This window comes from Halobaculum sp. CBA1158 (assembly GCF_021431925.1).
Classification (GTDB): Archaea; Halobacteriota; Halobacteria; order Halobacteriales; family Haloferacaceae; genus Halobaculum.
The window spans coordinates 856,562-880,661 of the sequence record NZ_CP090371.1; the positions used below are offsets into that span (position 1 = coordinate 856,562).

Below are 24,100 nucleotides of genomic sequence, written 5' to 3' on the forward strand. Positions count from 1 at the left end.
ATCAGCGTTCGCGCGGCCGCACTTACGGATACCGTTTTCTCACACGGAACCGAGTACCACCTCGACGACGCCTCGTCGTCGGATCCACCGACGGCTACGCCTCGCGGACGAACGTCACCGGGCACGGCGCGGACAGCAGGATCTGCTGGGCGGTCGACCCGAACACCGCCTTACCGGTGGGCGAGCGCTTCCGCCCCCCGACGTACACCCTGTCCGCCCCGACGCGCTCGGCGAGTCGGGCGATCTCCGCTCCGGGGTCGCCGACGACGCCCGCGATCTCGTAGTCGACGCCGGCGGCCTCCAGCGCCGTCGCCGTCCGACGGACGCCCTCCAGCCGGCGGGCCACGTCCGTCGGCGTCCCGTCGACGCCCTCCAGGCGCTCGAGCGCGCTGTCCACGTCCGACTGCGTCTCGAAGGCGTGTGCCACCACGACGCGCGCGCCCGTCGCCGTCGCCACCTCGATCGCCTCCTCGGTCAGCCGGTCGAGGCGCTCGCCGTCGTCGCGCTTCACCGTCACCAGAATCGTCTCGATGCTCACACCACGCGATACGCCACCCCGGGTCAAAAGGATGTCGTGGAGTTAACTCGAATTCGAATAAACAGTTGTCGCGCGGAGGCGCGCGTCGGTTCGGGTACGCCTCGATTCAGCGGACACGCTTCGACTCCGAGACCCGCCGGCGAGGCGGGTGCTCAGTAGTCGGGTGCGTCGTCCTCGACCTCGCGTTTCATCGATTCGCGGCGGGACTTCGCGTCGCGGCCGGTGGCGTCGAGGAGGAACTGGTTCTTCGCGTCGACGGCGTCGGCGGCGGCGTCGGCGTTGCCCTCGGCGATGACGTCCTCGGCGGGTCGCTCCTCGAAGTGGACGGCGAGCTTGTCCTTCTTGCCCGAGTAGGCGGCCGCGCCGGCCACGATCCGTTCGAACACCGGATTCTCGGGGTCCTCGACGACGTACAGTTCGTGACCGTCGAACTCCTCGGTGCCCGCGACGGGGCCGAACCGTTCTTCGATCTCGGCTTTCAGGTCGGGCATCCGGTCCTCGAGATGCTCGCCGCGACGCATCTTGTACTGTTTCATGGCGGGGCGTTCGCCCGGGGCCGATAAACACGTTTCGTCAGACGACCGCTCCGGGAACGCCGAGCGTTTCACGACCGGCTCGAGGACGTGGCCCCACGGCCGCCTCGCCGGCGTACCCGTGTTTACCGCCACTTACTGGAGTTCGCGCTCCTCGATGTACCCGCGCTTGCACTCGGGACAGATGTCGCCCGCCCGCATCGACGACGCGCCGACCGCCTCGCGGGTGCCGCAGTCGGGACAGACGTAGACGGTTTCGCGCTCGTCGACGGTCGTGGTCAGGTCGACGCCCGGGGATCCCGCGCTGGCGTCCGTACCGGCGGCCTCGGAGGCGTCGCCCGCGCCCGCACCGCGCTCGTGTGAACCCCCCGTGCCGGCGGCACTCTCGGCCGAGTCACCCGCAGTCGAGTCCGGTCTCGCGGACGCCGCCGGGTCGCTCGCATCGCCGGAGGTGGCGTCGCTCCCCGAACCCCCGCGGTCTTCGGGATCGGCCTCGATGAACTCCACGTCCCCGTCGTCCGGGATCTCGCCGTCCACCTGCGGGGTGAGGTTCCCGTCGACCGAGACGCCGGCGTCGCCGTCGCCGTCGTCGCCGACCGCCGCGTCAAACCCCTCGTCGTCGCCGCGCCGCTCGGGCCACCGACCGGGTCCGTCGCCGTCGACGAACTCGGCGTCGTCGCCGTCGCCGGCGACTCCGCCGGCCGGGTCGTCGCCCGCCTCGGCGTCGGACGCCACGTCGGTCCGCGCCTCGCTGGCGGCCGCGGACTCCGAGGCCGCGCTCGCGTCGCCGTCGATGAACTCCACGTCTTCGGACTCGCCCTCAGCGGGGCGGTGGGGGCCGTTCGCGTTCGCGTCGGCCGTCCCGCTCGCTCCGGTCGCCCCGCCCGCATCCGCGGCGTCGCCGTCGGGGTCGTCGGGCTCCTCGTCGGGCCACGCCGACGATCCCTCCGTGGTCGTTCCGGGTCGGTCGGCCTCGTCGCGGCGGTTCGCGTCGGCGTCGGGCCACTCCCCGTGGGCGCGTCCGTCGTCGCCGGCGTCCGGGGTCGCGTCCGTCGCTCCAGCGTCCGGGGTCGCGTCCGTCGCTCCAGCGTCCGGGGTCGCGTCCGTCGCTCCGTCGTCGCCTCCGCCCTCGGTCGCATCCCCGGTTCGGTCGTCCCCCGCGGTGTCGGTCTCGTCGTCGGTTGCCGGCCGCTCGACATCGCTATCCGGACCGTCGTCGATGATCTCGGCGTCCTCGGTCGCCCCCGTGTCGTCGACGCTCGGCTCGTCCGCCTCGACCGCCGGGTGATCGAAGTCGTCCTCGGCGGCGGCCTCGCCGGACTCGGCGTCGGTGATCGTCGGTGCGTCCGCGCTCGCCTCCGTCGCGTCGGGTGTATCCGTCACGTCGGGTCCACCTGTCGCGTCGGATCCACCGGTCGCGTCCGCGGTCGTCCCGCCGGTCGACCGAGCGGCACCCACACCCTCGACCGGTTCGTCGGCGACAGACTCCTCTCGAGCGCGTTCCGCCGGCGGCCGACTCATCGCGGTGACCTCCTTGTTCTCGGAGACCACGCGCGTCTCGCCGCACCGCCTGCACTCTTTCACCTCCCGGATGGAGACGATGACCTCGTCCCCTCGCTCCTCCCGGTCGCGTTCCGTCCTCGGCTCGGTGAAGTCGTGGCCGAGGAGACACCTGAGACCCATTGCCCGTACGAACCGGCTTGGCCCATAAAAGCGTTCGCTCGCGTCCGACGCGCGGCACGCGCGCTCGCGCTGTCACCGCCGGTACACGTAAGCCGACGCCGAGCGATCAGCCCTCCATGAGGGTGCCGCCCGATTACCGCGACAGGGACGACACCGAGGTTGCGGTGCTCGACGCGCTGGTCGGCCGGGCGGAGGACGGAATGACCGTGCTCGAACTCCGTTCGGGCGTCGACGCCACGATCGACGAGGTGGAGGCCGCGCTCGCGTCGCTGAAGGAGGCCGGTCTGATCGAGGTCGAGCAAACCGACGACCGCGTCCGGATCTACCCCGACGACCGCGTGGTCCCGAACCCGGGCGAGCAGATCGAGGAGGAGCCCGGGCTGTTCGAGGCCATCCGCGACCGCTTCGGACTGTGACTCCGTCGCCGATCCCGCCGGCTCGACCGCCGCATCGGAGCTGGTCGTCTCCGCGTCCGACTCGGTCCCCGCCACTTCCGCGTCCCTTTTTGGGCACGGGAGCCACGCATCGGGTATGAGTCTCGTCGCCGACGTTCACGCCGACCACGGCGCGACCTTCGTCGAGCGCGGCGGCCGCGAGGTCGTCGCCGACTACGGCCGCCCGGACAGCGCCGCCCGCGCCGTCCGCAACGGCGTGGGCGTCATCGAGATGGGGTACGGCGTCGTCGTCGTCGAGGGCGACGACCGCGTCGAGTTCGTCGACAACGCCGTCTCTAACCGCGTGCCTGCCGCGGACGGCGAGGGATGTTACGCGCTCTTGCTCGACCCGCAGGGAGCGATCGAAACGGAGCTGTTCGTCTACAACGCCGGCGAGCGCCTCCTGTTGTTCGTCCCGCCGGACCGCGCGGAGCCGCTGGTCGACGACTGGGAGGGGAAGGTGTTCATCGACGACGTCGAACTGCGCGACGCCAGCGAGGAGTTCGGCGTCTTCGGCGTCCACGGGCCCACCTCGACCGAGAAGATCGCCTCGGTGCTCAACGACGCGGGCTCGCCAGAGCCCGAGTTGACGTTCGTCCGCGGGCGGATGGACGGCGTCGGCGTCACCGTGATCGCCGCCGACGGTCCGACCGGCGAGGAGGGGTACGAGGTGGTCTGTGCCGCCGGAGAGGCTGAGGACATCTTCGACACGCTCCTCACTCGGGGGCTGAACTCCGCGCCGTTCGGCTACGCGACGTGGGACACCCTCACGGCCGAGGCCGGGACGCCGCGGTTCGAGACGGAACTGCGCGGTCGCCTGCCGAACGTCGCCGGCGTCCGCTCGGCCGTCGACTTCGAGAAGGGCTGTTTCGTCGGTCAGGAGGTCGTCTCGAAGGTCGAGAACCGCGGCCGGCCGAGCAAACGACTCGTCGGAGTCCGACCCGAAGCCGTTCCGGAGGCGGGCGCGGCGATCTTCGCCGGCGACGCATCCGTCGGCGAGGTGACTCGCGCCGTCGAGTCGCCGAGTCTCGGTGGCCCGATCGCGCTCGCGTACGTGGATTTCGACGCCAACGCGACCGACCTGACCGTCCGTGTCGACGGCGACGAGGTCGCCGCCGAGCGCGTCGACCTCCCGTTCGTCGAGGGGAGCGCGCGCTCCGGACGACTACCCACGTACCCGGAGGCCGCCGAACAGTCGTAACGCTGAGTGAACGACGGATGAGTACTGAGTGACGATCTCCGACTCCCCACGGTCGTGCGAACGAGACTCCGGGCGCGAACGAGGGTCCGGATACTACGCTCGATCGACCTCTTTCGGGGTGGGACTGGAAGCAACGGCTGGGCGTCCGCGGTCGTCGTCCCGAGACCCACGACAGAATCGTGGACAGCGATCCTATGAGAACAGCTTTCTCAGGTGTTCCCGGGAGAAGAAGGAGCTCGGCTCGTCCATGTGGACCCCGATCTCGCCCGACAGCGCCCACAGCCCGGCCCGTTGCACCGGCTCCGGGAGCGAGTACGCCCGGCGGATCCACCGACCGAACCGGATCTCGCGAGACAGCTCCTCGCGCCAGCCCTCCTCGTAGCGGGCGAGCGTCGTCGGGTCCTCGGGATCGACGGCGTCGGCGGCGACGTCCGCGGCGCGCATCCCGTAGAGGATGCCGCCGCCCGTGAACGGCTTGGTCTGGGCGGCGGCGTCGCCCAGGAGGAACCCGCGGTTCGCGACCGTCCTCTCCGGCGGTCCGATCGGGATCGCCCCCGAGCAGAAGCGGTCGGTCTCGACGTCGTACTCGTCGGTCAGGCGAGCGAACAGCTCGTTCACCTCGTGACCGGGCGGCGCGGCGAGGCCGTACTCGACGCCGGCGTCGCCGCGGGGGATGCGCCAGGCGAAGAAGCGCGGCGCGGTGAGGTGCACGTCGACGTAGTCGCCGTGGTCGGCCTCGTCGGCGAACGCGAGCACGCCGTGGAGCGTCTCGGTCGGCTCGGGCAGGGCGAGCTGCTTCCGGACCCGCGACACCGGGCCGTCCGCGCCCGCGACCATTCGCGCCTCGAACGTCTCCTCGCTGCCGCCGACGCTGGCGGTCACCTCGACGTGGCCCGGCCGCTCCTCGACGTTCGTGACTGTGTGGCCCTCGCGCACGTCAGCGCCCGCGTCCCGGGCGGCGTCGGCGAGCGTCCGGTCGAGTTCGACGCGGTCGATGACGTTCGATATCTCCTCGCGCTTGTAGAAGCGGCGCGAGGGGGAATCGGGGCCGCCGACGTGGAAGTCCGCGCCGTACACCCGGTTCTGGCGCAGACGCTCCTCGGTGTCGTCGGGGACGTACTCCCAAACGTCGGTGGAGACGTGCCCCGAGCAGGCCAACGGCTCGCCGACCGTCCCCTTCTCCAAGGCGAGCACGTCGTAGCGGGCCTCGGCGGCCCGCCGGGCGAAGCGCGCGCCCGCTGGGCCGACGCCGACCACGACGAAGTCGTACATACCTCTCGGTTCGTGCGAACGGAGATATATCTCGTGGCTCGTCGCCGTCGCCGTTGCTGTCACCGTCGCTATTGCTCTGGACGCCGGTGATCCGTCGATATGGCCGACATATGGCTGACAGGCGACCCGTGCCGTGTCCGCGCGGGTGGGTCGCTCGCTCGCGGCGTGCGTCGCTCGCCGCTCGCGTCGAAGCGCTCGCGTCGCTCGCGCCCCGCTCCCGCCGTGGCCCGCGCGGTCGATCGGTTAGCTCACGGCGGCGCTGGTCCCGGCATCCGATTTGAACCTACGGGAGCACGGCGACCCCGCGGGCGGTCTGGTCTCGGAGCCGCCCCGGCCAGTCGACGTCGACCTCGGCCCACGTGTCGCCGGCGTCGCCGCTGCGGTACAGTCCCCGATTCGAAAGCGCGTAGAACTCCCCCGCGTCGCCGGCGGCGACCACCGGACGGGTGACGCCCTCGCCGAGCGGGAGGCCGCGGTCGTCGAGCCGATCCCAGTCGTCAGATCCCGCCTTCCGGTACACGTACGTCTCCGCGGTTTCGGCGGTGTGCGCCTCGCGTGCGCCGCGCGCGGCCGAGACGAGAACGCGGTCCGGGTTCCCGGCGTCGACAGCGACGCTCCAGCAGTAAGTCCGATCGAGGCCCGTCTGGGGGTGATTCCACGTCCGTCCCGCGTCGTCTGTCTCGGCGTAGCCGTCACCGGCGGCGGCCCAGGCGCGACCGGGCGCGTCGGGATGGGTCGCCACCGAGTGCGTGTCCCGGCGCGATCCGGACACGCGATCCGACCAGGTCTCGCCGGCGTCGTCGGTCGTGACGAGCGCGCCTGCCTCGACGGCGACGTACAGGTGTTCCGGCTCTGCGGGATCGGGTTCGATCCACCGGACGTGATGCGTGTGCGGGCGCGGCGGGAAGGCCCACTCGTCGCTGGAGGGGAGGTCGACCAGTCCGTCGCGGTGGATCCAGGTGTCGCCGCCGTCGGTCGAGCGGTAGACGCGCGAGGGCTCGGTTCCGGCCCAGATCACGTCGGCGTCGTCGGGCGAGACTGCGACTGCCATCACCGCCTCCTGTTCGATGGAATCGTCCCCGACGCGCTCGAACGTCGACCCCGCGTCCGTCGACCGCCAGAGGCCGGACTCGAAGGTGCCGACGAACACGCGGTCCGGCCTGTCGGGGTGGACCGCGACGCACTCGAGCGCGCGGCCGTCGAGGTCGGACGCGACGGTGGCACTCTCGGCCATCGGATCGACGACGTGGAAACTGTCGCGCATCGCGGCGTGAACGGTCGCCATGAGCGTCTGTTCGCGACGGAACGCGAAAAGGTTCGGCCGTTCGGCCGGCTCCCGTGTCAGTCGTCGGTCGCAGGTGCCTCGACCGCCTCCTCGTCGCTCTCGGCGTCGTCCCCGTCCGCCGACTCCGTCGCCTCGGCCGCCAGAGCGGGCATCCGGCGGTCGCTGCGGGGACCCTCGGCGTCCACCCTCGGGAGGTAGTCGCGGAGGTAGCGTCCGGTGTGTGACTCGTCGACGCGGGCGACCGCCTCGGGGGTGCCCTCGGCGACGACCTCGCCGCCGCCCTCGCCGCCCTCGGGACCGAGGTCGACGATGTTGTCCGCGTTCTTCACCAGGTCGAGCTCGTGCTCGATGACGACGACCGTGTTCCCCTTGTCGGTGAGCCGATGGAGCACGTCGATGAGCTTCCGTTCGTCGGCCTTGTGGAGCCCCGTGGTCGGCTCGTCCAACAGGTAGAGGGTGTCGCCGGCGTCCTTCTTCCCGAGCTCCTCGGCGAGCTTCACGCGCTGGGCCTCGCCGCCCGAGAGGGTGGTCGAGGGCTGGCCCAGTTGCATGTAGTCGAGTCCGACGTCCTTCAGGAGGCCGAGCCGGCGTTCGAGGCCGGAGTGGGACTCGAAGAAGTCGTACGCCTCGTCGACGCTCATGTCGAGCACGTCCGCGATGGTCTTCCCCTTGTACGTCACGTCGAGCGTCTCGTCGTTGTAGCGAGCGCCGCCGCACTCCTCGCAGGGGACGTGCACGTCCGACAGGAAGTTCATCTCGATCTTCACCTGTCCCTGACCGCCGCACTCCTCACAGCGGCCGCCCTTGACGTTGAACGAGAAGCGGCCCTTGTCGTAGCCGCGCTGGTTCGCCAGTTTCGTTTCCGCGAACAGCTCACGGACGTAGTCGAATACGTCCGTGTACGTCGCGGGGTTCGAGCGCGGGGTTCGGCCGATGGGCGACTGGTCGATGAGTCGCACGCCTTCGATGTGATCGGTCCCGGTGATGCGGTCGTGCTCGCCGGGGTCGACCTCCGTGTTGTCGTTCATCTCGCGAGCGAGCCCCTTGTACAGCACGTCGTGCATCAGGGTGGACTTGCCGGACCCGGAGACGCCGGTGATGGCCGTGAACTGGCCGACAGGGATGTCCACGTCAACGTCCTTCAGGTTGTGCTGGCGCGCGCCCTCGACCGTCAGCGCCGCGTCGCTGTCGCGACGGCTGCCCGGCACCTCGACGACCTCGCGACCGGCGAGGTAGTCGCCCGTGACCGACTCGTCGGTGTTCACGATGTCGTCGAAGTCGCCCTGGGCGACGATCTCACCGCCGCGCTTGCCCGGCCCGGGACCGATGTCGATGATGTTGTCGGCGCGGCGCATCGTCGCCTCGTCGTGCTCGACGACGAGCAGGGTGTTTCCGAGGTCGCGAAGTCCCTCCAGCGTGTCGAGCAGGCGGTCGTTGTCGCGCTGGTGGAGGCCGATAGACGGCTCGTCGAGGACGTACAGCACGCCCACCAGTCCGGAGCCGACCTGGGTGGCCAGTCGAATGCGCTGGCTCTCGCCGCCCGAGAGGGTCGACGCCTCGCGGTCGAGGGTGAGGTACTCGAGGCCGACCTCCTCCATGAAGCCGAGACGCGCGCGGATCTCCTTGAGGATCTCCGTGGCGATGGTGCGCTCGCGCTCGGTCATCGTCTCCTCCATCCCCTCGAAGTGTTCGAGGGCGTCGCCGATGGACAACTGATTCACCTCGGTGATCGACGTACCGTCGACGTACACCGACCGCGACTGCGGCTTCAGGCGCGTCCCCTCGCACTCGGGACATGTGGTGACGGCCATGAACTCCTCGATGTGCTCGCGGGTGCGGTCGGAGTCGGTCTCGACGTGCCGCCGCTCCAGGTTCGGGACGACGCCCTCGAAGCGCTGGGTCTTCCGGCGCACCCCGTTTTTCGTCTGCTGTTCGAACTCGACCTGTCGATCGGTGCCGTAGAGGAACTGCCGCTGCTCGGACTCGGACAGCGCCTCGAAGGGCGTCTCGACGCTGACACCGAAGTGATCGGCGACGTTGTCGAGGCGAGTCCGGTAGTACGAGCGGTTGTAGCTCCACGGCTCGAACACGTGCTTGATCGGCTGGCTCGGGTCCGTGACGACGAGGTCCTCGTCGACTTCCTTCGTCGAACCGATCCCCTCGCACTCGGGGCACGCGCCGTGCGGCGAGTTGAACGAGAACGAGCGCGTCTCGATCTCCGAGAAGTCGATGCCGCAGTGGGTGCACGCGAGATCCTCGGAGAACTCCACGACGAGTCGGTCGTCCGCGTCGCCGGCGAGGTCGCCGGTCGACCGCGACTCGTTGCCGCCGAGGTCGAACTCGTCGCCCTCCGGCGGGTCCGGAAGGATCACCTTCAGCACGCCGTCGGCCTCCTCCAGCGCGGTCTCCACGGAGTCGGTGATCCGAGACCGGTCCTCCTCGCGAACCTTCACGCGGTCGACGATCACGTCGATCGTGTGGTCGTAGTTCTCGTCCAGCTCGGGGCGCTCCAGCGAGAGGTCGAACTGCTCGCCGTCGACCTCGACGCGCGAGTAGCCCTCGGCCGCCAGTTCGTCGAACAGGTCCTCGAACGCGCCCTTCTGGTCGCGGACGACCGGCGCGGCGATCTTCGCGCGGGTTCCCTCCGGCAACTCGAACACGCGACCCGCCATCTGCTGGGCCGACTGTTCGCCGACCTCGCGGCCGCACTCCGGGCAGTGCGGATGTCCGACGCGGGCGTACAGCAGGCGAAGGTAGTCGTGAAGCTCGGTGACGGTCCCCACGGTCGACCGAGGGTTGTTGGCGGCGTTCTTTTGATCGATAGAGATCGCCGGCGAGAGTCCCTCGACGCTCTCGACTTGCGGCTTGTCCATCTGCCCGAGGAAGTTCCGGGCGTACGCCGACAGCGATTCGATGTACCGCCGCTGACCCTCGGCGTAGACGGTGTCGAACGCGAGCGACGACTTGCCCGATCCCGAGAGACCGGTGACGACGTTGAACTGCTCGCGCGGGATCTCCACGTCGAGGTCCTTGAGGTTGTTCTCCTCGGCACCGCGGACCTCGATGAACTCCTTGGGCACTACGCGTCACCCCGCGATCGGTTCGCGATCCGGTGACGCACGGCTCCTGCGCTCATTGCGATAGACCTGGGGTCGGAGCCACTTAACGGGCCCGTCATCGACGGATTCCCGAGCAGACTGCCGTCCGCTCCGTCCGAGCGTTTTTCTCCGATGACGGGACCACCCGCACCGTGACCTGAACCGTCGCCGTCGGGGAACACGGCGGGTGTGCGGTCACCCCCCGACGGATCCGGGCTCACACGCCCACGCGACGCCGACCGCCTGTCAGCCCACCACGCCACGGACGAGTCCGCCGACAGCGCCGGCGACGAGGGATGCGCCGGCGGCGACAGCGAGCGGTTGGCGCATCGCCCGCGCCGTCTCGACGGCCGCCGGGCCAGCCAGCGCCAGCGACGCGCCGGCGACGAGGAGCGCGAGTCCCCCGAACGCGACGCCGGCGGCGACGCCGCGGGGGAGCGTCCGCTGCGGGAGCGAGACCAGCGCCGCGCCCGCAACGAGGCCGAGCCAATGGGCCGACGCCAGGCCGAGGCCGGCGATCGTCGCCAGCGCGGTCGCCGCCCACCGTGTGGCCGAGTCGCTCCGCGTCACTCCGGATCACCTCCGTGGAAGCGGGTCGCAAACTCCCCACGCATCGCCAGGTCCATCGGCTTGTACTCGCCGTTCGCCCAGCGGCGCAGCTGGTCGTCGTACGACGACGCGTAGGCGTTGCCGTCGTTGCCGCCAGGGAGGATGCACCGCGAGGGAGCGTCGCCCTGCGGACACACCTGCCGCCAGCTGCTGCCGGCGCTCGACGTCACGCGGAAGTTGAACAGCGTCGCCGCCGAGCCGTCGATCGGATACCGAGGGTAATTGAGGAACGCCTGGTCGAACGGGTGGTCGATCGCCGTCCGGTTGTAGTCGCCGTACGTCTCCCACCCCTCGTCGTCGATCTCCGCCACCGCCGTCGCGAACGCCTCCGCCGCCGCGGTCGCGCGGTCCGGGTCGAACCACTCGTCGCCGAGCGTCGCCAGTACCCATTGTGTCGGGGCGTACGCGGCGGCGTCGCGGCGACCGTCGAGTCCGGAGAGCGCGTCGGCGACGAAGCGTGCCTCGTAGGCGTCGAGAAAACGCACGAACACGAGCGGCTCGCGGGCGTCGCGGGTCGCCTCGGCGTCCCACTCGAGGACGTCGTCCAACTCCGCTCTCGTGTCGCCCGAGAGCTCCCGCCGTGCCTCCTCCAGCACCGGTCGGAATCGGTCGAGTCGGCCGTCGCGGGTGTCTCGTTGGAGGTCGCGCATGTCAGCCGGCGTCACGTCTCCGTCGTCGACGAGCGCGTCCAGGCGTTCCCACAGTCGGATCCCGCGGAACGGATCGCTGTACGCCTCCGCGAGATAATAGGGGTACTCGTCGTCGTCGACGATCCGCTGGTTCGCCGTGCCGACGTACTCGGGGTCGTCGTCGTGGGGCATCTCGTCGTACGGGATGAACCCCTCCCACGACGACTCGCCGTACGGCGTGTAGCCGGCCCACTCGCCCTCGCGGGCGGAGCCGTCGAACACGCGGTCCCCCGGAACGAGGTCGCCGTCGGTTCGACGGAGCGGTACTCGCCCGGTGACGCGATAGCGAACCTCCCCGTCTCGGTCCGCGTAGACGAAACACTGGGTCGGCTCGCCGAACTCGCGCAGCGCCTCGTCGACGTCGTCGGCCCCGCGGGACCGGTTGAGCCGAAGGATCGCGTTGGTCACGTTCGTCGCCGAGAGCCCGGTCCACGCGACGCCGAGTTCGTCCCGGAACTCGTCGCCGCCGGCGTTCGCCCCCAGTACCGCGCCGTGGACCGACTTCCTCACCGCTACCTCGCGGTCGGGGGCGTCGGCGACCGCGATCGTTCGGGTCTCGGTGTCGAAGGCGCGCCAGTCGTCGCCGTAGCGATACTCCGCGCCGTCGGCCCGCGTCTCGTACTCGTAGAAGTCGATCACGTCCGCGCCGGCGTTGGTGAACCCCCACGCGCCGCGGTCGTTCTCTCCGATGACCACGAACGGAACGCCGGGAAACGTGACGCCGTGAACCTGGTACTCGGGGTGGCGAAGCACCTGCTCGTACCACACCGGCGGGGCCATCAGCGAGAGGTGCGGATCGTTCGCCACGATCGGCGCGCCGGACTCCGTGTGATCGCCGGCGACCGCCCAGGAGTTCGACCCGGCCCACGCGGGCGGTTCGACTCCCGAGAGCCACCGATCGAGCGCGGGATCGGACGCAACGGCGGCGCGCGACCCGGTCGGTTCGTCGGCCGTCGATCGGCTCCCCTCGCCGTCGCCGTCCGGAACCGCCCAGTCGTCGGTCGCGCCCTCGCGTCCGAGGATCGCGGCGTCGTGGTCGAGTCGCTGGGGCACGAGCGTCTCGGCGGCGTCCGCGCCGAGTTCGGCGCGAAGGGTCTCCCTGCGTAGCGTTCGGAACCCACCGGTGAGCGTCCACGCGATCTGTTTCTCGGCGAGCATCACGTCCGCGGGCGTCCACGGGTCGGCGTCGTAGCCCAGGAGTTCGAACTCCAGCGGTCGCGGAGTGTCCTCCCGGGCGCGGTTCACCCCCTCGCAGTACGCCTCGACGAGCGGGCCGGCCTCCGTGTCCCGGACGCGCTCCCACGTCGCGTCCGCGGCCGCGGCGAAGTCCATCGCGACGTGGAAGCGATCGGAGTCGAGCGTCGCCTCGCCGACGACCGCCGAGAGCTCCCCGCGTAGCTGGCGTCGCTGGAGGTCCATCTGAAAGAGCCGGTCGCCGCCGTGCGCGTATCCGACCGCGAACGTCATCGCCGCCTCGTCGTCGGCTTCGATCCGGGGGACGGCCTGGTCGTCGTAGCGGAGGGTCGCATCGCCGTACGGGCTGTCGACGGTAGCCGGGCGATCGTCCGCGGCGGCGTCCCACGCGCCGCCCGACAGCGGGGCGAACGACGAGAGGTAGCCGCGGACCGGTCCGAGCGCCCCACCGGCGGTCGTGCCGCCGACGATCGCGGCCAGGAGCGCTCGCCGAGTCGAACTGATCGAACGTTCGGTCATACGCCACGACGGGAGTCGACGTGTGATAAGTCCCCGCGGTGCGGAAAGCTTCTTAACCATGGGTGTTGTTATCACGGTTGTCAATGCCAGACACGAAGCGCGGACGTGAACGTCAGGGTCGCAAGAAGCGCGAGCAGCTCGAAACCCACCTCGCGAAACGAGAGATCGAGACGCTCGACGACGACACCTCGCCGGAATACCCGCCCGAGGAGACCGAGTCGGACCTCCTGTCCGCGCCGCCGCAGGGCGAGGAGTGACTGTTTCGGCTCGCACGCCTACGAGCACGACCTTTGCGTTGACTATTCGTCCGGTATCGCCGAGCGAGTAGCGGCGGCCGATCGCCACGTCCGGTCGATCATCATGGGAACCGGCGCACTCGACCGCATTCCTGTGCGGTGATCGCTTCGACGGCACCGATGACGCTCGTCGGAGCCCAACCGTGTTATATAAAACCTGCTCGTGTGGGCCTTCGAACGACGAAATGTTCGTGGCGATTGTCAGCGATTGACACGGACAGATCGGGCGCTGTCTTGTGATTGTTGGATCTGGATCGCACGATACCCGGATGAACCGCAATCGCACCGTACCCAAGGATTTATGTAGAATCACAACCTCATTCAGAACCGTACATGAGTCAACGACGAATGCAGGGTCAGCCCATGATCATCATGGGCGAGGACTCGCAGCGGGTGAAGGACAAGGACGCCCAGGAGTACAACATCTCGGCGGCACGCGCCGTCGCAGAGGCCGTACGCTCGACGCTCGGCCCGAAAGGGATGGACAAGATGCTCGTCGACTCGATGGGAGACGTGACCATCACGAACGACGGCGTCACCATCCTCCAGGAGATGGACATCGACAACCCGACGGCCGAGATGATCGTCGAGGTCGCCGAGACCCAGGAGGACGAGGCCGGCGACGGAACGACGACGGCCGTCGCGATCGCGGGTGAACTCCTCAAGAACGCCGAGGACCTCCTCGAACAGGAGATCCACCCGACGGCGATCATCAAGGGCTTCCACCTCGCCAGCGAGCAGGCCCGCGCCGAGGTCGACGAGGTCGCCACCGAGGTCGACCCCGACGACGAGGAGCTCATCACGAAGGTCGCCGAGACCTCCATGACCGGCAAGGGCGCGGAGCTGGAGAAGGAGGTCCTCGCCGACCTCATCTACCGCGCGGTCAAGCAGGTCACCGTCGAGGCCGACGACGGCAGCCACGTCGTCGACCTGGAGAACGTCGCGATGGAGACCCAGACCGGCCGCTCGGCCGGCGAGTCCGAACTGCTCCAGGGCGCGGTCGTCGACAAGGACCCGCTCCACGACGACATGCCCTCGGAAGTCGAGGACGCGAAGGTGCTCCTGCTCAACGACCCCATCGAGGTGGAGGAGGCCGACGTGGACACGCAGGTGTCCATCGACTCGCCCGACCAGCTCCAGTCGTTCCTCGACCAGGAGGAGGACCAGCTCAAGGAGAAGGTCCAGCAGATCAAGGAGACGGGCGCGAACGTCGTCTTCTGTCAGAAGGGCGTCGACGACCTCGCCCAGCACTACCTCGCGAAGGAGGGCATCCTCGCGGCCCGCCGCGTGAAGAAGTCCGACCTGAGCTTCCTCAAGAACATCCTCGGCGGCAACGTCGTCTCCGACATCGACTCCGCGACCGAGGCCGACCTCGGCTACGGATCGGTGTCGCGTGACGACGCCGACGAGCTGTTCTACGTCGAGGGCGGCGACGACGCCCACGGCGTCACGCTGCTGCTGCGCGGCTCGACCGAGCACGTCGTCGACGAGCTCGAGCGCGGCGTCCAGGACGCCCTGGACGTGGTCTCGACGGCCGTCTCCGACGGCCGCATCGTCGCCGGCGGCGGCGCGATCGAGGTCGAACTCGCCTCGCGCCTCCGCGACTTCGCCGACTCCGTCGAGGGTCGCGAGCAGCTCGCCGTCGAGGCGTTCGCCGACTCGCTGGAACTCGTCCCGCGCGTCCTCGCCGAGAACGCCGGCCTCGACTCCATCGACACGCTGGTCGACCTCCGCTCCGCCCACGAGGGCGGCGAGGAGCACGCCGGCCTGAACGTGTTCTCCGGCGAGGTCGAGGACACCTTCGAGGCGGGCGTCGTCGAGACGGCTCACGCGAAAGAGCAGGCGCTGTCGAGCGCCACCGAGGCCGCGAACCTCGTCCTCAAGATCGACGACATCATCGCCGCGGGCGACCTGTCCACCGGCGGCAACGACGACGAGGAGGGCGGCGCGCCCGGCGGCGGCATGGGCGGTATGGGCGGTATGGGCGGCATGGGCGGCGCGATGTAAGCGAGGGACGACCGACCTCGCTTTCCGCCGCACGACCGCCGCACCGCTTCCGACCGAACTGTCGACTTCTTTCGACGCGCTCGCTGTCGCCGGTAGCGACGGCTCGCGGGTGACGGACGGTCGCCAGCCCGAACGAGGGCCGGAGGGTCAGCGGGTCGAAGCGTCGGTCGTCACACGTTACGCGTCGCCGTCGTCGGTGCCGTCGTCAGCACCGCTGTCGCCCGCGTCGCCGCCGGCGATCCCGGAGACGACGTCGCCGAGGTTCTCGACGTTACCGTCGATGAACGAGCGGATCTCGTCGTGGATGTCGCTCACGAAGTCGGGGACCGGGTCGGGGAGGTCGGTCGGCGGGCCGGCCTGTCCGACCGTTCCGTCGTTCGCGCCGGCGTCCGCGGGGGCGTTCCCCGGGGCCGCGGCGGCGACGCCCGTGACTGCGATCAGTACCGCGAGTGCGATCGCGGCGAGCTTGGTTCGTGTCATGTCGCGTCTCTCCATCGGCCCCCGAGGGGGAAGAGGGACCACGACCGAAAATCCGGATTCGGTCGTGTGAGCCCACGATAACCCAGATTAAGCCGAGTTAATCGGAGAGCGCGACGGGCGGGCGGCGCGCGGGCCGCGCGCGGTCCCTGACGGCCCGGGGGGAGCGCCGGCACGCGGTCGCCGGCCCCGGGCCTCGGCGGAACACGACGGTACCGGAGGCTTCTAATCGGACCGCGCAATTCTTGCGATCGTGAAGACGCTCCTGCTCAACAGCGACGACGTACACGACAACGCCGAGATGGCCGAACTCGTGCCGGCGATCGAGGAGGCGTTCGCGGCCTACCAGCGCGGCGACGCCCAGATGCCCCCCAAGAGCTACATCGACCTGCCCGAGTACAACGGGGACTTCCGGTCGATGCCCGCCTACCTCGATGCGGGCGACTGGGACGCCGCGGGCGTGAAGTGGGTCAACGTCCACACCGACAACGAGGAGCAGTACGACCTCCCGACGGTGATGGGGACGATGATCTACTCGGACCCGAAGAACGCGTTCCCGCTCGCGCTGCTTGACGGCACCGAACTCACGATGAAGCGCACGGGCGCGGCCGCCGCCGTCGCCACCGACCACCTCGCGGTCGCGGACGCCACCTCGATGGGAATCGTGGGCGCGGGGGCACAGTCGTATACCCAGTTGGAGGCGATCGCGTCCGTCCGCGACATCAGGGAGGTCGTCATCTCCGACCTCGACGAGGAGCGCGTCGCCCGCTTCATCGACGCCTTCGAGGACCGGTTCGACGTTCGTGCGGGGTCGATCGAGGAGGCCGCGAGCTGTGACGTGCTCTCGACGGTAACGCCCGTCGAGGACCCGATCGTCTCCCGGGAGGCCATCGGCGAGCACACGCACGTCAACGCCATGGGCGCGGACGCCGAAGGCAAACACGAACTGGCCGACGAACTGCTGCTCGATGCGAAGCTCGTCATCGACGACTACGAGCAGACGACCCACTCCGGGGAGATCAACGTTCCCTACGCCGCGGGCGTCCTCGACGACGACGACATCTACGGCCAGATCGGCGAGATCGTCGTCGGCGAGAGAGCGGGCCGCACGGCGGAGGACGGGGTCACCGTCTTCGACTCGACGGGGCTCGCCATCCAGGACGTCGCCGCCGCGCACGTCGTGTACGAGCACGCGAACGAGCGGGACAACGGCTACGCGTTCGACCTGCTCGGACTGGCCGAGTAGTCCGGCGTCGCCGTCGCGTCACCGTCGCGTTGCTGGTGCGTCGCCGTCGCGGTCGACCGTCCGACTGCTCCCCCGGTTACCAGCCTCGGTGATATCTCGTCGACGGCCTCGGTGGCGGACCCGTCGACGGCTCGATACCGGCTATTCCTCGGATTTCGCGTCCCCGATGACCGCCTCGATCACCTTGTTCACGCCCCAGACGACGACGATCAGCGGCAACAGCGGAACCAGCAACAGCACCACCCCGAGGAACACCGCCCAGCCGATCGCGTTCATCCCGTCGTCGGAGTGCGATGTGTAGCCGGGCGTGACCGTCCTGTACACCGACTTCGCCAGTCCGGCGTCGTCGTCGTCGCGAGTATCGATCTCCGTGCTCATGGGACGACCTACGTCGGCTGACAGGATACGCGTTGTGCCGCCGGTTCGCCGACCGCGCGACGTGGTGGCAACCCGCGCCGTGTTCGATGGAAAGGTATAGGGGTCGAAGCGGCCGAACCAGCACGTAAGAAATGTCCGAGGAGGGTTACGACCACACGGCGGTCGAACGACGCTGGCAGGACGCGTGGGCGGAGGCCGACGCCTACCGGACGCCGGACGACGCCGAGGATCCGACGTACGTGCTGGGGATGTTCCCGTACCCGTCGGGGAAGCTCCACATGGGCCACGTCCGCAACTACACGATCACGGACGCGTACGCCCGCTTCCGGCGGATGCAGGGCGAGGACGTGCTCCATCCGATGGGGTGGGACTCCTTCGGCCTGCCCGCCGAGAACGCCGCCAAGGAGCGCGACTCGAACCCCCGCGACTGGACGATGGACTGCATCGACACCATGCGCGGGCAGATGGAGTCGATGGGATTCGGCTACGACTGGGACCGCGAGATCACCACCTGCGAGCCGGAGTACTACCGGTGGAACCAGTGGCTCTTCGAGCAGTTCCACGAGGAGGGGCTGGTCGAGCGCCGCGCCGCCGAGGTGAACTGGTGTCCCTCCTGTGAGACCGTCCTGGCGGACGAGCAGGTCGAGGGCGAGGACGAACGCTGCTGGCGCTGTGACACGCTGGTCGAGCAGCGCGAACTGGACCAGTGGACGCTGGGTATCACCGAATACGCCGACGAGCTGCTCTCGGCCATCGACGACCTGGAGGGGTGGCCCGACAGCGTCCGCGAGATGCAGCGCAACTGGATCGGCAAGCAGGAGGGGTCACGCGTCGAGTTCCATGTTTCAGACCACGGTCCGGTCGAGGCGTTCACGACCCGACTGGACACCATCCACGGCGCGACGTTCTTCGCGCTGGCCCCCGATCACCCCATCTCGGAGGAACTGGCCGCCGAGGACGACGAGGTTGCCCACTTCGTCGAGGAGGTCGCCGACCCCGACGGCGACGAGCCGAACGGCGTCGAGACGGACCTGACCGCGACGAATCCCGCGACCGGCGAGGAGGTGCCCGTCTTCGTCGCGGACTTCGTCCTCTCGGACGTGGGGACGGGCGCGCTGATGGGCGTCCCGGGCCACGACGAGCGCGACCACGCCTTCGCCGAGCGCATGGGCGTCGACATCGTCCCCGTCGTCGCGCCGGAGCCGGACGGGGAGAGCGAAGCGCCCGACGTTCCCGACGTGAGCGAGGGCGCATACACCGAAGACGGCGTGCTGGTCAACAGCGGCGAGTACGACGGTCTGACCAGCGCGGAGGGTCGAGAGCGACTGACCGCCGACATCGACTCCGCCGACTTCCACACGCAGTACCGCCTGCGCGACTGGCTGATCTCCCGCCAGCGCTACTGGGGGACGCCGATCCCGGTGATCCACTGCGACGACTGCGGTCCCGTGCTGGTGCCCGAAGAGGACCTGCCCGTGGAGCTGCCGGAGTTCATCAACACGACCGGGAATCCCCTGGACGAGGCGGAGGAGTGGAAGCACACGGCCTGTCCCGACTGCGGCGCGGACGCGGTCCGCGAGACGGACACGATGGACACGTTCGTCGACTCCTCGTGGTACTTCCTGCGGTACGTCTCGCCGGACCTGGAGGACGCGCCGTTCGACGCGGAGCGCGCCGACGACTGGATGCCGGTCGACCAGTACGTCGGCGGGCTGGAGCACGCCGTGATGCACCTGCTGTACGCCCGCTTCGCCACGAAGGCCATCGCGGACATGGACATGCTGGAGCACCGCGAGCCGTTCACGAACCTGCTGGGCCAGGGGATGGTGCAGTTGGAGGGCGAGAAGATGTCCAAGTCGAAGGGGAACACCGTCTCGCCCCAGCGCATCGTCGAGGAGTACGGGGCCGACACCGCGCGGCTGTTCATGATGCAGGCGGCCCGACCCGACACCGCCTTCGACTGGTCCGAGGAGGGCGTCAGGTCGACGCACCGCTTTCTGGGTCGGCTGGCCGAGACCGTTCGTTCGTTCGCCGGCGCGGGCGGAGCCGGCGCGGGCGAGGAGACGGCCGCCGCGCGGTACGTCCGCAGCGAGGTCGACGCCGCGGTCGCCGTCGCCACCGAGCAGTTCGACGACCTCGGGTTCGACCTGGCGACCCGCGAGGCCCAGCAGCTCGTCGCCACCCTGCGCGGCTACCGCGAGTACGTCGAGGAGGTGCACGCGCCCACCTTCGAGCGCGGACTGACTGTCGCGATCAAGCTTCTCGCGCCCGTCGCGCCGCACCTGACCGAGGAGCTGTACGCCGAGTTGGCCGACGACGACGGCCTGCTGGTCGACGCCGACTGGCCGACCGCCGACGCCGACCCCGACGAGGTCGAGAAGCGCCGCCAGCTGGTCGAGAACACCCGCGAGGACGTGCGAAACATCATCGAGGTGGCGGGGATCGACGACCCCGAGCGCGTCGACGTGGTCGTCGCCCCCGAGTGGAAACACGAGGCCCTGTCGATCGCCGTCGACAGCGACGCCGACAACCTCGTGGGCGAGCTGATGCAGAACCCGGACATCCAGCGACACGGCTCGGCGGCCTCGGACTACGCGAAGGACCTCCAGGCCGAGCGCGAGGCGCTGCGACCGGCGCTGTCGCCCGCCCGCGAACTGTCGGCGCTGGAGGCCGCCGCCTGGCTCATCGAGCGCGAGTTCGACGCGCCGGTGCGCGTGCTGTCCGCGGCGGAGGCGGACGAGAGCGTCGCCGCCAAGGCGGAACCGGGCCGTCCGGCGATCGATATTCGGGAGTAGTCGCGGTCGCCGTGCAGAGCGGTCGCGGTGCGGCGTCGTCGCGGTCGCGGTGCGGGTCGGTTCCGGTCGCAGCCGGCTCTTCGGTTCGTCAGTTTCGCTCGTTCCAGTCGAGGTCCACGTCGCGTCGACCGGCGGGACCGGCCGCGAACGGGCCGTAGCCGTACACGACCGCAAGCACCGCGAGGGCGGGGAGCGCGTTTCCCACGAGCGGGAGCAGCACGAACGGGACGTCCCCGAAGACGGTCCGGGGGACGAACGCCGCGAGCAGCGCCACCCACGCGCCGGGGAACACGACGAGGCCGCCGGCGACCTCCGTGCGCCGGGCGCGGGTGGTCTCGGTCGCCGGCGCGCCCGCCCGCCACGCGCCGACGAGCCCCGCGACGGCGACGAGGGCGACGAGCACCGCGCCGTCCAGGGGTCCCGCGATCCCGCCGGTCCACCACGGTGGGGCGAGGAACGCGAGGACGCCCGCCCCGGCGACGCCGAGGTGGACCGCCGCGAGGGCCCAGGCGGCGGCCCCGACGGCGCGGTCGCGTGCGGTTCCCGGTCGACGATTCCGGCTCGGGGTGTCGCTCACGTTCGACCGAAGGGGCCGCCCGGTGAAGTCGGCGTCGGCCGTGCGGAGCGAACGAACGCGATGGCACGGTAGCGGGACTGCGGAGACCGCCGTGGGCGATCGATTCGGTTAGTGCGATCGACGCGGTCCGTGCGATCGACGCGGTCCGTGCGATCGACGCGACCGACGCGCCGCCGGATTCAAGCTGCGCCGACGAGACGCGGGGTCATGGGCGAGGCCGCGAGTCGCGTGCAGCGTCGCCTCCGTGAACGCCTCGCGAGCGCCGTCTCCGGACGAACGTGGCACACGGAGTACCCGATCGGGTCGACGCCCGTCGACGTGGCGGGCGTCGGCGACGACATCGCGGCCGTGGAACTGGAGTGGCGGCGCGCGGACCCCGCGGACAACACGGTGACGCTCTTTCGGGAACTCGCGGCGTCGGATCTCGACTCGACGTACGGGTCGGTGACGGTCGTGCAGGTGTTCTCTCGGTACTACGATCTGCGGTCGGGCGGACACAGCACGAAGCGGCGAAACGCCGAGTTCGTCGGCGAGCGGATCGCACGGACAGTCCCTGGGGCGTCGTTCGCGGCCGTGACTCTCGATGTCGACCCGCCGAAGCGCGGCGGCGACCTCCCGGCGGACTGGCGCGACGCCGTCGACGACGTCGCCGACCGGGTCGCCGACGCGGTCGGGGAGGAGTGACGGCGACCCGCGAGGACGATCCGCGCCGTCGACGGCTACGAGACGAGCCGTTCGACGAGCCGTCGACGCAGCGGCGGTCTGCTCTCCTCGTGCGGGTACACCGTCACGGTCGTACAGCCGAGTCCGGGGAACATCGGCCCGTCGTCGAACAGCGCTCCCCGGAGCCGGTGGTCCTGTCCGCGTCGCACGAGCAGATCCGGCGGCGACGGACGGCCCCCGTCGGCCCGAACGCCTTCCGTGCGCACGGGCACCGACAGCATCTCCGACAGTTCGGACTGATAGTCGGTCGCCACCCGGTCGCGCTGCTGGCTGCCGCCGGCGGGATACCACAGCGACACCTCGCCGCCGTTGGCGGCCGCGACGGCCTCGGCCGTCCGGATCGCAACCGGCGGGTACGGGCCGCCGTCGCCGGAGACGACGACGTGTTTGGGGTCGTCGTAGCCGAGGTTGTCGACCAGGAGCACGTCGCAGGGGGCGTGGCGGGCGACCCAGTCGATCGGATCGCCGAGCAGCCGGGATCGGAGCCGGAGCGGTTCGTGTTCGGTGACGATGGTGTCGACCCCGCGGTGATCCGCGAGGTTGACGAGCGCGTGTTTGGTGTCGTGGCTCACCACCTCGCCGGCCTCGATCTCGACGCCGAGTTCGGCCGACAGCGCCTCCATCCGCTCCTCGAACGACACGTCGGAGGGCGACTGAACGGTCACGTCGTCCGTGAGGGGTGCCTGGTCGGGCACCTCCTCGAACCGGACGACGACGACGCGGCCCTCGGTTCGGCCGGCCACGTCGGCCGCCAGCGACACCAGCGAGCGCTCGCGCGCCTCGTCCAGCGGCTTGGTGAGCGCGACGAGCGTCTCGTCGCGTTCGTCCGCGTCGATCGCGTGCAGGTCGGTCAGCGACTCCCTGCTCACCTGGCGGCGGATCGCGTCGGTCGCCGCCCCCTCGCGGTCGACCCGCGGGCGGACGTAGGCGGCGTACCAGATCACGCTGGCGACGACGATCGCGACCGCTCCGAGGATCGCCACGGTGCCCATCTGGGTCAACAGGAGGGCCCCGGAGACTGCACCGAACACCTGCATCCACGGGTACAGCGGCGAGATGAACTCGGGTTCGAACTCGACGGTCCCCTCGCGGAAGGCGATGAGCGCGACGTTGATCAGCGCGAACACCATGATCTGGAAGGCGCTCGCGAGCTTCGCGATGTCGAGGATCGGGACGAACGCGATGAGCGCCAACAGCACAGCGCCGGTGAGGGTGATCGAGTTGACCGGCGTCCCGAACCGCTCGCTGATCGCCGCCAGCGACGGCGGGGCGAGCTGGTCGCGGCTCATCGCGAACGGGTACCGGGAGGACGAGAGGATGCCCGCGTTCGCCGTCGACACCAACGCTAACACCGCCGCGATGATGACGGCGACGACGCCGGCCTGCCCGAGCGTCTGTTCGGCTCCGACCGCGACGGGCGTCAGCGACCCCGCGACGCTTCCGGGGTCGGTGATGCCGACGAGCACCGCGACGACGGCGACGTACAGGACCGTGGTGAACGCCAGGGACCCGAGGATGCCCAGCGGAATGTTCCGCCCGGGGTCCTCGACCTCCTCGGCGATGCTGGCGACCTTGGTGACGCCGGCGTAGGAGACGAACACCAGCCCGGTCGCGGCGAAGAGCCCGCCCGGCCCGTCGGCGAAGAAGTTCGCGTAGTTGGCCGACGCGACGCTCGGGGCGCTCCCCGCGGCGAACCACCCCAGCGCCGCCAGCATCACGACGACGATGGCGACCTGGAGCCGTCCGGTCTGTTTCGCGCCGATGACGTTGATGACGATCAACACCCCCGCCAGCGCGAGCGCGACCGGCTTGAGCGGGAGGTCGAACAGCAACAGGAGGTACGGGACGCCGCCGACGAGCGCGAGCGCGCCCTTGAACGACAGCGAGAACCACGTCCCGACGCCCGCGACCGTTCCAAGCAGCGGGCCCATCCCACGCTCGATGTAGATGTAGGTACCGCCGGCCTCGGGCATCGCGGTGGCCATCTCCGATTTCGAGAGCGCGGCCGGGACGACCAGCAGCCCCGCCAGTCCGTACGCGACGATCACGGCGGGACCGGCGATGTCGAGCGCGAGCGCGGGGAGAATGAAGATCCCGCTGCCGATCATCGCGCCGATGCTGATCGCGAACACCGACGGCAGCCCCAGGTCGCGCTCGAGTTCCTTCATCGGGGAGTCACCGCCGTTGTGCCGTCCCGTTCGGCTCGCCCGGCACGGTCGGCGGTCGGTTCGTCCGTCGCGGGCGGCGGATCGGTTTCGATCGGATCGAGGAAAGTTCGTTCTCGTGTCATGTAGTGTCGAACACCCACCGCTGTGCGCGGGGGTCGTTGATCGACGGTTGGTGACGGAAGCGAATAAATGAGGCGATATTGAAGACGGTTCGACGATGTGAACCCAATGAACGTTCGTTTCCGTCATCGATCGGCGGTTCGGATCGGACATGAAACGGGACGGGAGTGAACTCGAACGGATGCAGACGCTGAACTCGGACGGCGCGGACGCTCGCCTCGAGCGGGTGGGAACACTCATAACGCTCGCGGCCCGCGT

Annotated in this window: 19 protein-coding genes; 7 read left to right on the forward strand and 12 right to left on the reverse strand. The window is 69.9% G+C overall.

Translation table 11 applies throughout. The annotated features are described in order from the left end of the window. Positions 1–94 precede the first annotated feature (94 nt). From Hbl1158_RS04580 to Hbl1158_RS04590, 3 genes are all read right to left on the reverse strand, one after another. On the reverse strand, positions 95–538 hold the full coding sequence (locus tag Hbl1158_RS04580) for a universal stress protein (RefSeq protein ID WP_234298880.1): 444 nt from the start codon (positions 536–538) through the stop codon (positions 95–97). 152 nt (positions 539–690) lie between these two features. Next, positions 691–1,074: a DUF5611 family protein gene (locus Hbl1158_RS04585; RefSeq protein ID WP_234298881.1), complete on the reverse strand. Its 384-nt coding sequence runs from the start codon at positions 1,072–1,074 to the stop codon at positions 691–693. A 132-nt stretch (positions 1,075–1,206) separates the two neighbouring features. Further along, positions 1,207–2,754 carry a hypothetical protein gene (locus Hbl1158_RS04590; protein WP_234298882.1) on the reverse strand — a complete coding sequence of 516 codons (1,548 nt, stop codon included), beginning with the start codon at positions 2,752–2,754 and terminating at the stop codon, positions 1,207–1,209. 116 nt (positions 2,755–2,870) lie between these two features. Between Hbl1158_RS04590 and Hbl1158_RS04595 the strand changes: the two genes are divergently transcribed. Both Hbl1158_RS04595 and Hbl1158_RS04600 read left to right on the forward strand, forming a co-directional pair. After that, complete coding sequence (locus tag Hbl1158_RS04595; protein ID WP_234298883.1) at positions 2,871–3,170, forward strand: DUF6432 family protein; 300 nt, start codon at positions 2,871–2,873, stop codon at positions 3,168–3,170. Positions 3,171–3,285: 115 nt separating this feature from the next. Then, entirely contained in the window at positions 3,286–4,389 is a 1,104-nt protein-coding gene (locus Hbl1158_RS04600; RefSeq protein WP_234298884.1) for an aminomethyltransferase family protein, read from the forward strand. Positions 4,390–4,581: 192 nt separating this feature from the next. Here the strand turns inward: Hbl1158_RS04600 and Hbl1158_RS04605 are convergent, their stop codons facing one another. The 5 genes from Hbl1158_RS04605 to Hbl1158_RS04625 form a co-directional block, all read right to left on the reverse strand. Beyond that, a complete protein-coding gene (locus Hbl1158_RS04605) occupies positions 4,582–5,661 on the reverse strand; it encodes a geranylgeranyl reductase family protein (RefSeq protein ID WP_234298885.1) in 1,080 nt (359 codons plus the stop codon). Between the two features lie 283 nt (positions 5,662–5,944). Then, the gene (locus tag Hbl1158_RS04610; protein ID WP_234298886.1) at positions 5,945–6,946 is read right to left on the reverse strand and encodes a hypothetical protein; all 1,002 of its coding nucleotides are present in this window, start codon (positions 6,944–6,946) and stop codon (positions 5,945–5,947) included. A gap of 56 nt (positions 6,947–7,002) precedes the next feature. Then, positions 7,003–10,026, reverse strand: coding sequence for an excinuclease ABC subunit UvrA (uvrA, locus tag Hbl1158_RS04615; RefSeq protein WP_234298887.1), 3,024 nt, complete (start codon positions 10,024–10,026; stop codon positions 7,003–7,005). Positions 10,027–10,290: 264 nt separating this feature from the next. Beyond that, a complete protein-coding gene (locus Hbl1158_RS04620) occupies positions 10,291–10,614 on the reverse strand; it encodes a hypothetical protein (RefSeq protein WP_234298888.1) in 324 nt (107 codons plus the stop codon). Then, on the reverse strand, positions 10,611–13,055 hold the full coding sequence (locus Hbl1158_RS04625; RefSeq protein ID WP_234298889.1) for a penicillin acylase family protein: 2,445 nt from the start codon (positions 13,053–13,055) through the stop codon (positions 10,611–10,613). Before Hbl1158_RS04625 ends, Hbl1158_RS04620 begins: the two co-directional genes overlap by 4 nt. Before the next feature lie 83 nt (positions 13,056–13,138). On the opposite strand from Hbl1158_RS04625, the gene Hbl1158_RS04630 reads away from it, so the two are divergent. Both Hbl1158_RS04630 and thsB read left to right on the forward strand, forming a co-directional pair. Then, a complete protein-coding gene (locus Hbl1158_RS04630) occupies positions 13,139–13,312 on the forward strand; it encodes a hypothetical protein (RefSeq protein WP_234298890.1) in 174 nt (57 codons plus the stop codon). Between the two features lie 402 nt (positions 13,313–13,714). Further along, a complete protein-coding gene (thsB, locus tag Hbl1158_RS04635) occupies positions 13,715–15,358 on the forward strand; it encodes a thermosome subunit beta (protein WP_234299472.1) in 1,644 nt (547 codons plus the stop codon). A 177-nt stretch (positions 15,359–15,535) separates the two neighbouring features. Here the strand turns inward: thsB and Hbl1158_RS04640 are convergent, their stop codons facing one another. Beyond that, positions 15,536–15,838 carry a hypothetical protein gene (locus Hbl1158_RS04640; protein WP_234298891.1) on the reverse strand — a complete coding sequence of 101 codons (303 nt, stop codon included), beginning with the start codon at positions 15,836–15,838 and terminating at the stop codon, positions 15,536–15,538. A 247-nt stretch (positions 15,839–16,085) separates the two neighbouring features. Between Hbl1158_RS04640 and Hbl1158_RS04645 the strand changes: the two genes are divergently transcribed. Next, entirely contained in the window at positions 16,086–17,081 is a 996-nt protein-coding gene (locus Hbl1158_RS04645) for an ornithine cyclodeaminase family protein (protein WP_234299473.1), read from the forward strand. Positions 17,082–17,222: 141 nt separating this feature from the next. Here Hbl1158_RS04645 and Hbl1158_RS04650 read toward each other — a convergent pair whose 3' ends face one another. Then, entirely contained in the window at positions 17,223–17,459 is a 237-nt protein-coding gene (locus tag Hbl1158_RS04650; protein ID WP_234298892.1) for a hypothetical protein, read from the reverse strand. Positions 17,460–17,590: 131 nt separating this feature from the next. On the opposite strand from Hbl1158_RS04650, the gene leuS reads away from it, so the two are divergent. Continuing rightward, complete coding sequence (leuS, locus tag Hbl1158_RS04655) at positions 17,591–20,254, forward strand: leucine--tRNA ligase (RefSeq protein ID WP_234298893.1); 2,664 nt, start codon at positions 17,591–17,593, stop codon at positions 20,252–20,254. 88 nt (positions 20,255–20,342) lie between these two features. Here leuS and Hbl1158_RS04660 read toward each other — a convergent pair whose 3' ends face one another. After that, the gene (locus Hbl1158_RS04660; protein ID WP_234298894.1) at positions 20,343–20,831 is read right to left on the reverse strand and encodes a hypothetical protein; all 489 of its coding nucleotides are present in this window, start codon (positions 20,829–20,831) and stop codon (positions 20,343–20,345) included. A gap of 207 nt (positions 20,832–21,038) precedes the next feature. Between Hbl1158_RS04660 and Hbl1158_RS04665 the strand changes: the two genes are divergently transcribed. Continuing rightward, positions 21,039–21,515, forward strand: a complete 477-nt coding sequence (locus tag Hbl1158_RS04665) for a hypothetical protein (RefSeq protein WP_234298895.1) — start codon at positions 21,039–21,041, stop codon at positions 21,513–21,515. Positions 21,516–21,550: 35 nt separating this feature from the next. Here the strand turns inward: Hbl1158_RS04665 and Hbl1158_RS04670 are convergent, their stop codons facing one another. After that, positions 21,551–23,722, reverse strand: a complete 2,172-nt coding sequence (locus tag Hbl1158_RS04670) for an amino acid permease (RefSeq protein ID WP_234298896.1) — start codon at positions 23,720–23,722, stop codon at positions 21,551–21,553. Positions 23,723–24,100 lie beyond the last annotated feature (378 nt).